Genomic DNA, 12260 nt, shown 5'->3' with positions numbered 1-12260 from the left:
ATCTCCCAGTTCCATTTCACGCCCGTCGTGGACGATTCCAGGTTCACCGGCTCGATCGTGTGCCAGCCGGCGTCGATCGCGCCGTACCAGCCGTTCGGCTCCGCCGAAGCGGCGCCGGCCGCGAGCAGCCCCGCCGTTGCGACACCCGCCAGAAGTTTCAGCTTCATAGCCATCCTCATGCTCAAAAAATGTCCGATACGCGACGCACAAGCGCCGTTCTCGAGGGGCCGAACGGAGGCAGCGGCGACTGGTTCCCGCGTTTACGACATTGATCTAACCGACTGTGGCGCCGTTTCAACACATTGGCCCCTCGCCAAGTGAAACGGTGTGGGTAAGTCTCTGCTGAACGCATGCGGGAGCACGGACATGGCGATGGACTTCAATGGCAAAGTGGCGATCGTGACGGGCGCCGGCGGTGGTCTGGGCCGCGAGCATGCTCTCGCCCTGGCCCGCCGCGGCGCGCGTCTGGTCGTCAATGACCTGGGGGGCGCCCGCGACGGATCAGGCGGGTCCGCGACCGCCGCCGGATCTGTTGTTGCCGAGATCGAGGCCATGGGCGGAGAAGCCATCGCCAACACAGCCTCTGTCACCGACTTCGCGGCCGTTCAGGCCATGGTCGATCAGGCAATGACCAAGTGGGGCCGGGTCGACATCCTGGTGAACAACGCGGGCGTGCTGCGCGACAAAACCTTCGCCAAGATGGAGATCGAGGACTTCCGCTTCGTCGTCGACGTCCACCTGATGGGGGCGGTCAACTGCACCAAGGCGGTGTGGGATATCATGCGCCAGCAGAACTACGGCCGCATCGTCATGACCACCTCGTCGTCGGGCCTGTACGGAAACTTCGGCCAGTCCAACTATGGTGCCGCCAAGATGGCCCTGGTCGGCCTGATGCAGACGCTGTCGATCGAGGGCGCCAAGAACGACATCCGGATCAACTGCCTGGCGCCCACCGCGCACACCCGCATGACCGAGGATCTAGGCGCGGCGCTGCCGCTGGAGCATTTAGGCCCCGAACTGGTGTCGCCCGGCCTGCTTTATCTGGTCAGCGAGAACGCCCCCAGCCGCTGCATTCTGGCCGCCGGCGCCGGCGGCTTCGAGCGGGCCTATGTCACCCTGACACAGGGCATCCGCGCCGTCGGCCACGATGCGGCCGAACAGATCGAGGCAGCCGTCGCCGACATCTCGGACCGCACCGGCGAGATCGTGCCCGACATGGGCGCCGCCCAGGGCATGATCGAGCTGACGAAGCTGCAGAAGGCGCTGGGCTGAGGCGCCCGCCTCGCCTCTTGCATTGACGCCGCGACACCCGCCTAAAAGCGTTTCATCCGCGCTCAAGCCGCGAGCGACCGCGTCGCGAGCCTAGCGCCTCAAAAGGAGCATCGCAGATGCGCGAAGCCGTCATCGTCTCCACCGCCCGCACCCCGATCGGGCGCGCCTATCGCGGCGCCTTCAACGACACCCAGGCGCAGCAGCTGGGTGCCCATGCGGTCAAGCACGCGGTCGCCCGCGCCGGCGTCGATCCGGCCGAGATCGAGGACGTGGTGATGGGCGCGGCCCTGCAGCAGGGCTCGACCGGGACCAATGTCGCGCGCCAGATCGCCCTGGCCGCCGGCCTGCCCTCCACCGTTCCGGGCATGAGCCTGGATCGCCAATGCGCCTCGGGCCTGATGGGCATCGCCACGGCGGCTAAACAGGTCATCTTCGATCAGCAGAAAATGGCTGTCGGCGGTGGGCTGGAGAGCATCTCCCTGGTCCAGAACCAGCACATGAACCTGTACCGCGGCAAGGACGAGGACCTGCTGAAGCTGTCGCCGCACATCTATATGTCGATGCTGGAGACGGCCGAGGTCGTGGCCCGCCGCTACAACATCAGCCGCGACGCCCAGGACGAATACGCCCTGCAGTCCCAGCAGCGCACGGCCAAGGCCCAGGCCGAGGGCCGGCTGGACGCCGAGATCGTGCCCATGACCTCCACCATGCTGGTGATGGACAAGGCCACCGGCGAGACGTCGAAGAAGGAAGTCACCCTGTCCAAGGACGAGGGCAACCGCGCCGACACCACGCTGGAAGGGCTGAAGTCGCTGAAGCCCGTGTTTGGATCGGGCGAGGCAATCCAGCAGGGCGAGTTCATCACCGCCGGCAATGCGTCTCAGCTGTCGGACGGCGCCTCGGCCTGCGTGATCATGGAGGCCGGCGAGGCGGTGAAGCGCAATCTTCAGCCGCTGGGCGCCTATCGCGGCATGGCCGTCGCCGGGTGCGAACCTGACGAAATGGGCATCGGCCCCGTCTACGCCGTGCCCAAGCTGCTGAAGCGCCACGGCCTGACCATCGACGACATCGGCATCTGGGAGCTGAACGAGGCCTTCGCCGTGCAGGTGCTCTACTGCCGCGACACGCTTGGCATCCCCAATGACCGGCTGAACGTGTCGGGCGGCGCCATCTCGATCGGCCACCCCTACGGAATGTCGGGCGCTCGGATGACCGGCCACGTCCTGATCGAAGGCAAGCGGCGCGGGGCCAAATACGGCGTCGTCACCATGTGCATCGGCGGCGGCATGGGCGCGGCGGGTCTGTTCGAGATCTTCTGATCAGGCTGGAGGGCCAGCCCCGCCCATCGACATCATGCCGAGGACCGCGCGAGCGGTTCTCGGGGCGACGCGGCGGGTCTGTTCGAGATTTTCTGACAGCCCCGCTCGACTGTTACAACATAACAAACTATAGGACCGGCCATGTCGACCCCCGGCCTGGCCGAACCTCTGTTCCTGACGCTTCTGGGCGGCGGCTTCACGGCCGCCTTCCTGCATGCAGCCCTGCCGACACACTGGCTGCCGTTCGTGCTGGTGGCGCGGGCCCAGCGGTGGGGCGTGGGCCGGATGCTGGCCGCAGTCGTCGTCGCGGGCTTCGCTCATATCGTCACCACGGCCGTCGCAGGCTCGCTGATCGTGGCGGCGGGACTGGCGTTGAATCAGTGGATCGCGGGCCTGCTGCCGCACCTGTCGGCCGCACTGCTGTTCCTGTTCGGCGCCTTCTATCTCGCCAAGGCCAGCCTGCGCCGCCCGCAGTTGGCCTCGGGACCACAGAGCGAGCTGACGGAACCGGGCGTATCGGACCGGGCCGCCTTCCTGGGCCTGGTCGCCATCATGGCCCTGTCGCCGGGTGAAGTGCTGTTGCCCATCTATCTCTCGGCGGCGGACGAAGGTCTGACCCTGCTGACCTTGCTGACCGTGTGCTTCCTGCTGGGCACTCTGGCCGGCATGGTGCTTCTGACCCTGGCGGTCCGGGCGGGAGCCTCGGTATTGAAGGTCGAGCGCTGGGCGCGGTACGAAGGCGCGGTGCTGGGCGTCGCCCTGATCATCCTCGGCCTTCTCGTGGCGACGCATCAACACTAACTTCGCCGCATGGCCCACGACCACCACCCGCATTCTCACGCGCATGACCATCATGGTCATGGTCATGGGCACCACCACCACGGACCGACGGACACGGGCGACTGGCGCTATCTGGCCGCCCTGACGATCAACCTCATCTTCGTGGCCATCGAGTTCGGAGCGGGGTTATGGACCGGCTCGACCGCCCTGATGGCGGACGCGGGCCACAATCTGTCCGACGTGCTGGGGCTGGCCCTGGCCGGCGGAGCGGCGTGGCTGTCGCGCCGCGCCGCCGGGGAGTTGCGCACCTATGGCTATCGCAAGGCGACTGTGCTGGCCGCGCTAGGCAACGCGCTGCTGCTGATCTTCGCCTGTGGGGCCATCGCCTTTGAGGCGGTGCGCCGTCTGAACGAGCCGGCGCCGGTCGCGTCCGGCGTCATCATGGCGGTGGCGGGCGTCGGCTTCCTGATCAATCTGGGCACCGCCCTGCTGTTCCTGAAGGATCAGCACAAGGATCTGAACGTGCGCGGGGCCTATCTGCACATGATGGCCGACGCGGCGGTCTCTCTGGGCGTCGTGGCGGCCGGGGCCCTGATCCTGTTCACGGGCTGGTCGATTGTCGATCCCCTTGTCAGTCTGGGCATCGTGGCGGTCATCCTGATCGGGACCTGGGGCCTGTTGAAGGACTCGGTCAATCTGGCGCTGGACGCCGCGCCGACGGGGGTCAGCGTCTCGGGCGTGCGCGCGGCGCTGGCCGCCCTGCCCGGCGTGACTTCGGTCCACGACCTGCACGTCTGGGGTCTGTCGACCACCGAGACCGCCCTCACTGTCCATCTGGTTCACGACCGTGAGGACGCCACAGCCCTTCTGGCCGAAGCTCACGCGGCGGCCCGCCGCTTCGGCATCGGCCACGCCACCGTCCAGTTGGAGCACGGTCAGGCGATGGACTGCCCGACCTGCTGATCGGCCTTAGCGCGATATGCGCAGCCGGGTGATGTCGCGCCCGATGGCGCGGAAGGCGTCCGACAGATCGGCATTGCTGGCGGGCAGGAAGGCGAAGGACGGGCCGGTGGCGCAGTCGCGCATCAGTTTGGCCGCGTCGCCGCCCGAAGACACCTGGAAGCCCACCGTATAGACGATGACCCCCCTAGCCTTCATGGCGTTGCACAGCCTCAGGGTCTGAGCGAAGGGGTCGCCGTTGGACGAGTTCTGATTGATATGGTCCGTTCCGGCGCCCGAGCCTGTGCCCGCGTCGCGCGCGATGACGCCCTGGAAGTACGGCGTGTTGAACTCGCCGTCCGTCATCAGGATCACGGCCTTGAGCAGCTTCTGCGGGTCGTAGGCGCCGGCGGCGTTGGACGGCCACAGCGTGTTGAAGTTGGGCGACACAGTGTACCAGCCCCAGGCGGCGCCGATCTGGCCGGCGGTGGAGCCGCCGATCGCCATGCCGTTGATCATGGATTTCAGTGAGGACTTGTTGGCGCTCAGCGGCCGGATCGTCGCATCGGGGCAGGGATTGACCGAGTTGGTGTAGCCAGAGGCCGCGGGATAGTTCCGCCCCACGCGCGCCGAAGACGGCGAGGCGTCCGTATAGGCCTGTGCGCCTACGCGTTCGCTGACGCACGATGACGACGGCAGCACCTTGATGGCGTTCGACATGTTGATGAACACGCGCCACTGGCAGCCGTCCTGCCCGCAATAGGAGAGGCCGCCCGAGGAGTAGGTCCCCCACCCCGCGCCGTTCTGATTAATCGTATAGGTGCTGCTCGACAGGCGAGTGACGATGAAGCCCTTCTTGTTGATCCCCGTCATGCCGCGAACGTCGTCGATGTAGACGCCGTCGCCGTCCTGCAGACCGTGATTGTTCGACGTCACAGTAACGAAACAGTCGCTGCGCAGGCACTTGGTCACCGTGCCGTCCGACGAATAGCTGTTGAAGCCCGACGAGGTGGACAGATTGTACCAGCTCCCGCCCGATTGATACTGTAGGGAAAACTTGCTGCTGCTGATCCGAACCACGCGATAGGCGCGATTGTTGATCTGGGTCATGCCGCTGACGCCGTGGATCCACACGAAGTCGCCCGTTGACAGGCCGTGTCCGGACGCAGTGACTTCTCCGGGATTGGCGCGCGTGATGCCGCTGATCGACTTGCCCGAGCCATCGGCCCAGACCGCATCGGTGATGTTGGTCGCCCCCGTCAGATTGCCGCGCGCGCCGGCGGCGTAGGAGCCCAGGTTCACCCCCATCGAATAGGGGATGACCGACATGCGCGAATAGTAAGGCGATTGCTGATCCTGAACGACGGTGTCCACCAGATCGACGGCCGCCGACTTCAGCGAGGTGATGCGGCTGCCCGACATGGATCCCGTGATGTCCAGAACCAGAGCGACCTCGACGTCCTTGGACGAGCGGTTCACCTCGGAGCCCACGCCCACTTCCAGCGTCTTGTCGAAGAACTGGCCATAGGGCGGCAGCACAAGGCCGGCGACCACGGTGTCGATCACCACCTGCGCGCGCGCGATGACGATATTGTCCTCGTTCAGTTCGAAGGTCGCCGAAGGCACGGCCACATTGGGGTAGGCCGCCATATTGGCCAGAAGCGCAGTCATGCCGACGCGCTGAATGTCCTCGTTGGCGGTATAGGGCGAGCGCGCGGCGGCCAAGGCGGCGGCGTCCAGCGCGTCCTGAAGGCTCAGGCGCACGGTCGAGGCGCGATGGATGTCCACCCCGCCCATGGTCATCAGCAGCAGCGCTGGCACGCTCAGCGCGAAGATCATCGCCACGTTGCCGCGTGTCTGTCCGGCCAGCCGCGCTGCGAAAGCGCGCGCGCGCTGAACGATCGAGCGTCCGGTCCCCATGCCCTGCTGCATCCCGACGTGCGACGGACTGTCTCCGCCATCTCCCAGAATGACGGTCGCGCGGTTAGGGAAGCGGCAAGAAGAACAGTTAGCGGCGCATTAGCCCTGTTCTCAGCCGCGACGGATCACGCAGGCGGCCAGACCCTCGTTGCGCACGACGCGGGCTGCGGCCTGCACCCGGCCGGCGCGGCGACGGACATAGGGCCCGGGCTGGCCGGCGTTATAGCGGCGCGGGCTGGGCAGGATCGCCGCCAGGCGCGCGGCTTCCGACGCCGTCAGGTCGCGCGCGCTCTTGCCGAACCAGTGGCGGGCGCCCGCCTCAGCCCCGTAAACGCCCGGCGCGAACTCCGCGACGTTCAGATAGACCTCCAGGATGCGGCGCTTGCTCCAGCCCGTCTCGATCAGGACGGTGTAGCCGGCCTCCAGCCCCTTCCTGACCCAGTCGCGGCCGGGCCAAAGAAAGACGTTCTTGGCGGTCTGCTGGCTGATGGTGGAGCCGCCGCGCACGCGCCCTCCCCGCTCGTTGGCCTCCAGCGCCTGGCGGATTGCCGCCATGTCGAAGCCGCGATGGCTGCAGAAGCGGGCGTCTTCGGCCGCAATGGCCGAATAGACCAGGTGGGGCGAGATGTCGTTCAGCGACCGCCAGCGATAGTCCATCCCCTGCCCCTTGATCGCCTGCTGCCACATCAGAAGCGTCGGCGGCGGCGGAACGAACCGATGCAGGGCCACGCCGATGAACGGCAGCAGGCACAAGACGACCAGCAGCGTCAGCAGCGGCCGACGGCGGCGTTTCGGTCTCGACGTTTCGGCGGCGTCCCCCATGATGTCCGGTGTCCGCGATCCCGCGCGCGGACGCAAGCGGGCCTCAGCCGCCGACGGTGGCGACGCCGGCGTTTCCATCTTCGTCGGCCCAGGCGACGCGGTCGGCGGTCGGGCTCAGCGCCAGGGCCGTAATCTCGGCGCCCCGCTCGGCCTTGATGAAGTCCAGCCCCTGCCCGGCCGGATCGGCGACCCATACGCGGCCGTCGTTCAGCCCGGCCGCCAGCCGCCCCTGCCCCGTCACGCTGGCGATGCGCGTCACCAGGCTGTTGTCGTCGAAGCCGATCTCGGTCGCTTCGCGGCCCATCGGGCCGTTGGAGCCGATAAAGGGCCACAGCACCGCCCCCTGCGCCCCCGAGGTCGCCATAAGCTGGCCCTTAGACAGAAATCCGATCGACTTCACCTTGGACGGATATCCGCCCATGCGCAGATCCTTCTGATCCTTCAGCCGCCAGCCGTGGAGCTGATTGTCCTGCATGGCGGTGATCAGAAAGGCGCCGTCCGGCGACCAGGCGACGCTCGTGTGCGAGCCCGCCCACTTGAGCAGGGTCGGCTTCTGCTGGGCGATGCGGGCGAACCACAGGGCCGCGCCGTTGTAGGTCGCGGTGGCGATGCGCCGCCCCTTGGGATCGAAGGCCAGGTTCGCGACCGTCCGCTCGTGCTGGAACTCACGCCGGAAGGTCGGGTCGGCGCTGTCCAGCACGGTCAGGGTCCGACCGGCGGAAAAGGCGATCAGCCCGGTCTCCGGCGCGGCGTCCACCGCGTCGATCCACTGGCCCTTGGTGGTCGCCAGCACGGCCGACTCGCCGCGCTTGGACCACACCAGCCGCCCGTCGTCGCCGCCCGTCACAACGCCGTCGCCCGAGGGATGGACACAGGCGCACAGCACCGCGCCATCGTGCGCCTCGGCCCGTTCGCCGCTCTCGAACACCACGGCGCCGTCGCCCAGGGCGAAGATGCCGCCGGTGGCGTCGAACAGGGCGGCGGTGACCTGGGCGTCGAAGGTGAAGGTCGTCATCGGATATCCAGCGGTGGAGAAGGCAGCAGCGCTGCCCCTTAGCACGCCCGAGGTCCGCGCAAGCTCGCGGCGCTAGATTTACGCCGGCCGCGCTGCGCCGTGCTCCACGACGATGGACGTCCACAGCTTTTCGATCTCGCCCAGCGCATCCTCATAGGCCTCTCGTTCGGCCTTCAGCCGCGCGGTCTCGATGGCGGCGCCGCTGCCCCAGATATTGGAGCGTTGATCGCCCATGGCCGTGGTCTCGCCCGTGCCGTACACAAAGCCCGTGCGCACATCGACGATCATGAAGGCGCAGGTCGCGTTCACCACAGCCTTCTTGCTGGGCAGGAAGCCGAGCGCGACCGTCTGCAGCGGACCGAGCTGGGCGGTCTCGGTGCGAAATCGGGTGTCGATTGTGTAGATCAGCACCGCGTCGGCCCGCAGTTGCGCCGCCGCCGTGCGCAGATCGCGGGTGTCGCTCGTTCTGACGGGGAGCAGCAGGCGACTCAGCGGCGCCACGGCCGTCACGCCCGGCATCGCGCTGAGGCGCGTCAGGCTTTCGTCGCTTTCGATGTCGCGCGTCGTGACCACGCTGAAGGCGCCGGTCCCGTAGCTGTCATTGGAGGAGCTGCGAAAACCGGATGAAGCCAGGCGCGCAACGGCTAGGCGCGCGGGGAAGGTCATGGCGGGCTGGCGCGACATGGCCGCGGCGATATCGCCGTCTGCCTCCGAGATCGACGCCAGAGAAACTCCCGCCCCCGGCGTCGTATACGTCGAACACCCGGCCAGCACCGCCGCCAGCCCGATCGCCAGGATCAGTCGTCTCATCGCAAGCCCTCCCTCTCGCAAACCGACGCTCGCCCGCGAGTGGGGCGTGATTGTGACGCTTAAGCCGTGCAGGCCTCGAAGCCCGCCTTCAGGGCGGCTTCGTCCAGGTCGCGACCGATGAAGACGGCGCGGCTCCAGCGGCGTTCGTCGGGGCCCCATTCGCGTTGAAGGTCGCCTTCCAGGATCATGTGGACGGCCTGGAAGACCAGGCGGCGGCCCTCGCCCTTGACGTCGATGATGCCCTTGGCGCGCAGGATGTTCTGGCCCTGCTCGCCCAAAAGGCGGTCCAGCCAGGCAGTAAACTTCTGGCCGTCGATGGGTCGGTCCAGCGACAGGGAGATGCCCTTGATGTCGTCCTGGTGCGCGTGGCCGCGCGCGCCGTGGTGGTGGTGGTTGTCGTGACCGTGGTCGTGGTCATGATGGTCGTGATCGTGGCCGCAGTGCTCGTCGTGGACATGGCCAGGCTCGCCGTGGGCCGGATTGGCGAACTCGGGCTTGACGTCCAGGATGCGGGCCAGGTCGAAGGCGCCCAGGCCCAGCACCTGATCCAGCGGCACGTTGGATCGCTCGGCGCGGGTGATGGGGGCCAGCGGGTTTAGCGCGCGCAGGCGGGCCTCGACCTGGGCCAGCTCGGCCTCCGAGGCCAGGTCCACCTTGTTCAGAATGATGCGGTCGGCGAAGGCCACCTGCTCGCGCGCCTCTTTGGAGTCGTCCAGGCGCGCCATGACGTGTTTGGCGTCGACCAGGGCGGTGACGCTGTCCAGCACGGTCTTGGCCTTCACGTCGTCGTCGACAAAGAAGGTCTGCGCCACCGGGCCGGGGTCGGCCAGGCCCGTGGTCTCCACGATGATGGCGTCGAACGCCGGCTTGCCAGGCCGCTGGCGCTTCATCAGCCCCGAGACGACACGGATCAGGTCGCCGCGCACCGTGCAGCAGACGCAGCCGTTGTTCATCTCGAACACGTCCTCGTCGGCGCCGACGACCAGGTCGTTGTCGATGCCGATCTCGCCGAACTCGTTGACGATGACGGCGTAGCGCTTGCCGTGATCCTCGGTGAGGATGCGGTTCAGAAGGGTGGTCTTGCCGGCGCCGAGGTAGCCGGTCAGCACGGTCACGGGGATCTTATCGCTCATCCCTGCTAGATGGCCGCACCGGCCGCCGATGGAAAGGGGTCAGATCAGACGGATTTCCTTGAGGCGCTCGGTCAGGAAGTCCTCGGCCATGATCGCCTTGCCCGCATAGCGGTCCGGATTGTCGGGCGTGACCGTGGACGGCAGGCTCTCGATCACGAAGTCCGGGTTGAAGTGCAGGAAGAAGGGCGTCGAATAGCGGGCGAAGCTGGCCCGCTCGGGCGCCGGATTGATCACGCGGTGGCTGGTCGACGGCAGGACATGGTTGGTCAGCCGCTGCAGCATGTCGCCGATGTTGACCACCAGGGCGCCCGGCGGCGGGGCGATATCCAACCACTCGCCGTCCGCGTCCTTCAGCTGCAGGCCAGCCTCTTCGGCGCCCAGCAGCAGGGTGATGACGTTGATGTCCTCGTGCGCACCGGCCCGCACGCCCGACGCGCCCGCCGGCACCGGCGGATAGTGCAGCATGCGCAGGATAGAATTTCCCAGCTGCACCTTGTCGGCGAAAAAGTCGTCGCCGAGCTTCAGATAGCGGGCGATGGCCTTCAGGATCTTGGCGCCCAGCTCGTCCATCGCCTCGAACATGCCGTACAGGTGCGTGCGGAAGCCCTCGACCTCGGTCGGCCAGACGTTGTCGCGCATATACTGGCGATAGGGGTGACCCGCGGGCAGCTCGCGGCCGACGTGCCAGAACTCCTTCAGATCCACGGTCGCCGCACCTTTGGCCGCCTCTATGCCGAAGGGCGTCAGGCCGCGCGCGCCGCCCGTTCCCGGCTGATGATACTGGCGCTTCACCTCTTCCGGCAGGGCGAAGAAGGCCTTGGAGTCGTCGATGGCGGCCTCGATCACCCCTTCGTCCAGCCCGTGGTCGGCGATGACGGCGAAGCCATAGGTCTTGAACGACGCGCCCAGCTTGTCGGCGAACGCCTGAAAGTCGGTGTCGTACAGGGTCATCGACACGGGTTCGATGCGGCGCTTTTCGGCGGTGGGGCTCACGGTCTCGCTCACGGCAGGGCCTCGGGATTGGATCGGGCGATGTCCATACCGCCTAATCCAGGAAATTGGCAGACCGCCGCCCGTTCATCTCCGGGTCAGACTGGAACCTTCACCATAAGCTCGCGTTTTTGCGCCAATGCTGACCTCAACGAAAGAAAGCCATTTCATGCGCTCGAAAATCTTCCTCGCCGGCGCCTGCGTCACCGCCCTGCTGGGCGCGACCGCCTGCACCACCATGGACCCCTACAGCTCTACGCCTCAGCGCAACAACACCGGCACGGGCGCGATCGCCGGCGCGCTGGGCGGCGCGCTGCTGGGCTATCTGACCAACACCTCCAACTCCGAACAGGGCCGCAAGAACGCCCTGATCGGCGCCGGCGTCGGCGCCCTGGGCGGCGCGGCCGTCGGCCAGTACATGGACCGCCAGCAGCGCGCGCTAGAAGCCGAGCTGTCGGGCACCGGCGTGGGCGTGGCGCGTCAGGGCGACAACCTGATCCTGCGCATGCCGTCGGACGTGACCTTCGCCACCAACCAGTCCGACATCCAGCCGCGCTTCGTCTCCACCCTGAACGACGTGGCCCGGGTGCTGCAGGAATATGATCGCTCGACCGTCGACGTGGTCGGCCACACCGACTCCTCGGGCGGCGACGCGATCAATCAGCCCCTGTCGGAGCGTCGCGCCGGGTCGGTGGCCGGCTATCTGATCCAGCAGGGCGTGATGCCCGAGCGCCTGATCGTGCGCGGCGTCTCCAGCCGCAACCCGATCGCGGACAACGGCACGCCGGAAGGCCGCGCCCAGAACCGCCGCGTCGAAGTCCTGATCCGTCCCTTCCAGGGCTGACCTGACGTTGTCTGAATGACAAAGGCCGCCCGGTTCGCGCCGGGCGGTCTTTTTCTTGCCCGCCACGCGGATGTGAGTTGCTACCGGCGTGCGACGGTGGCCTCGTGGCGTTTGATGAAACCGGATCGCGACCTGCTGATCGACCACGCCGCCGCGGCCCTGATCGCGGTGGTCTGCGCCGTCGTCACCTCAGCGCTGGTGATCGCTGTCGGCGGCCGGCTTCTCGGCTGATCAGGCCCGCCCGATCGAGGCGTAGCGGAAGCCGCGGGCCCGCAGGTCGTCGGGACGATAGACATTTCTCAGATCCACCATCACCGGCTGGTTCATCAGCAGCTTGATGCGGTCCAGGTCCAGGGCGCGGAACTGGTCCCATTCGGTCAGGATGACCACCACGTCGGCGCCCTCGACGGCGGCAT

General features: G+C 67.2%; 13 protein-coding genes. 6 read left to right on the top strand and 7 right to left on the bottom strand.

Annotation, left to right across the window (positions count from 1 at the left end; translation table 11 throughout):
* Positions 1–366 precede the first annotated feature (366 nt).
* The 4 genes from ACK4I0_RS12820 to ACK4I0_RS12805 all read left to right on the top strand — a co-directional run bounded on the left by ACK4I0_RS12820 (position 367) and on the right by ACK4I0_RS12805 (position 4334).
* Positions 367–1272 (top strand): SDR family NAD(P)-dependent oxidoreductase, encoded by a 906-nt coding sequence (locus ACK4I0_RS12820; RefSeq protein ID WP_409611573.1) that lies wholly within the window; start codon positions 367–369, stop codon positions 1270–1272.
* Positions 1273–1388: 116 nt separating this feature from the next.
* On the top strand, positions 1389–2591 hold the full coding sequence (locus ACK4I0_RS12815) for an acetyl-CoA C-acyltransferase (RefSeq protein ID WP_409611571.1): 1203 nt from the start codon (positions 1389–1391) through the stop codon (positions 2589–2591).
* Positions 2592–2732: 141 nt separating this feature from the next.
* Positions 2733–3392 carry a hypothetical protein gene (locus tag ACK4I0_RS12810; RefSeq protein WP_409611569.1) on the top strand — a complete coding sequence of 220 codons (660 nt, stop codon included), beginning with the start codon at positions 2733–2735 and terminating at the stop codon, positions 3390–3392.
* Positions 3393–3401: 9 nt separating this feature from the next.
* Positions 3402–4334 (top strand): cation diffusion facilitator family transporter, encoded by a 933-nt coding sequence (locus tag ACK4I0_RS12805; RefSeq protein ID WP_409611567.1) that lies wholly within the window; start codon positions 3402–3404, stop codon positions 4332–4334.
* Positions 4335–4340: 6 nt separating this feature from the next.
* On the opposite strand, the gene ACK4I0_RS12800 is transcribed toward ACK4I0_RS12805, so the two are convergent.
* The 6 genes from ACK4I0_RS12800 to ACK4I0_RS12775 all read right to left on the bottom strand — a co-directional run bounded on the left by ACK4I0_RS12800 (position 4341) and on the right by ACK4I0_RS12775 (position 10961).
* The gene (locus ACK4I0_RS12800; RefSeq protein ID WP_409611565.1) at positions 4341–6230 is read right to left on the bottom strand and encodes a ubiquitin-activating E1 FCCH domain-containing protein; all 1890 of its coding nucleotides are present in this window, start codon (positions 6228–6230) and stop codon (positions 4341–4343) included.
* 111 nt (positions 6231–6341) lie between these two features.
* Positions 6342–7052, bottom strand: a complete 711-nt coding sequence (mtgA, locus tag ACK4I0_RS12795) for a monofunctional biosynthetic peptidoglycan transglycosylase (RefSeq protein WP_409611563.1) — start codon at positions 7050–7052, stop codon at positions 6342–6344.
* 43 nt (positions 7053–7095) lie between these two features.
* Positions 7096–8067: a WD40 repeat domain-containing protein gene (locus tag ACK4I0_RS12790; protein WP_409611561.1), complete on the bottom strand. Its 972-nt coding sequence runs from the start codon at positions 8065–8067 to the stop codon at positions 7096–7098.
* A 78-nt stretch (positions 8068–8145) separates the two neighbouring features.
* Positions 8146–8877 (bottom strand): lipoprotein, encoded by a 732-nt coding sequence (locus tag ACK4I0_RS12785; protein ID WP_409611559.1) that lies wholly within the window; start codon positions 8875–8877, stop codon positions 8146–8148.
* Positions 8878–8936: 59 nt separating this feature from the next.
* On the bottom strand, positions 8937–10010 hold the full coding sequence (locus ACK4I0_RS12780) for a CobW family GTP-binding protein (RefSeq protein WP_409611557.1): 1074 nt from the start codon (positions 10008–10010) through the stop codon (positions 8937–8939).
* Positions 10011–10049: 39 nt separating this feature from the next.
* Positions 10050–10961, bottom strand: coding sequence for an isopenicillin N synthase family dioxygenase (locus ACK4I0_RS12775; RefSeq protein ID WP_409611575.1), 912 nt, complete (start codon positions 10959–10961; stop codon positions 10050–10052).
* A 208-nt stretch (positions 10962–11169) separates the two neighbouring features.
* Between ACK4I0_RS12775 and ACK4I0_RS12770 the strand changes: the two genes are divergently transcribed.
* Positions 11170–11844 carry an OmpA family protein gene (locus tag ACK4I0_RS12770; RefSeq protein WP_409611555.1) on the top strand — a complete coding sequence of 225 codons (675 nt, stop codon included), beginning with the start codon at positions 11170–11172 and terminating at the stop codon, positions 11842–11844.
* A 15-nt stretch (positions 11845–11859) separates the two neighbouring features.
* Positions 11860–12075: a hypothetical protein gene (locus tag ACK4I0_RS12765; RefSeq protein WP_409611553.1), complete on the top strand. Its 216-nt coding sequence runs from the start codon at positions 11860–11862 to the stop codon at positions 12073–12075.
* Here the strand turns inward: ACK4I0_RS12765 and ACK4I0_RS12760 are convergent.
* Positions 12076–12260: UDP binding domain-containing protein (locus ACK4I0_RS12760; protein WP_409611551.1), on the bottom strand; the 185-nt coding region annotated here is incomplete at its 5' end. It abuts the gene before it with no gap.

The sequence above is a fragment of the Brevundimonas sp. genome, from assembly GCF_046295775.1.
Lineage (GTDB): Bacteria > Pseudomonadota > Alphaproteobacteria > Caulobacterales > Caulobacteraceae > Brevundimonas.
The sequence above is the reverse complement of the archived record's forward strand: the minus strand, read 5'-3'. Positions and strand labels throughout refer to the sequence as shown.

Coding starts and splice junctions, on each gene's coding strand:
- ACK4I0_RS12805 (WP_409611567.1), top strand. CDS start 3,402: ATGGCCCACGACCACCACCCGCATTCTCACGCGCATGACCATCATGGT.
- ACK4I0_RS12790 (WP_409611561.1), bottom strand. CDS start 8,067: ATGACGACCTTCACCTTCGACGCCCAGGTCACCGCCGCCCTGTTCGAC.
- mtgA (WP_409611563.1), bottom strand. CDS start 7,052: ATGGGGGACGCCGCCGAAACGTCGAGACCGAAACGCCGCCGTCGGCCG.
- ACK4I0_RS12810 (WP_409611569.1), top strand. CDS start 2,733: ATGTCGACCCCCGGCCTGGCCGAACCTCTGTTCCTGACGCTTCTGGGC.
- ACK4I0_RS12800 (WP_409611565.1), bottom strand. CDS start 6,230: ATGGGGACCGGACGCTCGATCGTTCAGCGCGCGCGCGCTTTCGCAGCG.
- ACK4I0_RS12775 (WP_409611575.1), bottom strand. CDS start 10,961: ATGACCCTGTACGACACCGACTTTCAGGCGTTCGCCGACAAGCTGGGC.
- ACK4I0_RS12785 (WP_409611559.1), bottom strand. CDS start 8,877: ATGAGACGACTGATCCTGGCGATCGGGCTGGCGGCGGTGCTGGCCGGG.
- ACK4I0_RS12815 (WP_409611571.1), top strand. CDS start 1,389: ATGCGCGAAGCCGTCATCGTCTCCACCGCCCGCACCCCGATCGGGCGC.
- ACK4I0_RS12765 (WP_409611553.1), top strand. CDS start 11,860: ATGACAAAGGCCGCCCGGTTCGCGCCGGGCGGTCTTTTTCTTGCCCGC.
- ACK4I0_RS12770 (WP_409611555.1), top strand. CDS start 11,170: ATGCGCTCGAAAATCTTCCTCGCCGGCGCCTGCGTCACCGCCCTGCTG.
- ACK4I0_RS12820 (WP_409611573.1), top strand. CDS start 367: ATGGCGATGGACTTCAATGGCAAAGTGGCGATCGTGACGGGCGCCGGC.
- ACK4I0_RS12780 (WP_409611557.1), bottom strand. CDS start 10,010: ATGAGCGATAAGATCCCCGTGACCGTGCTGACCGGCTACCTCGGCGCC.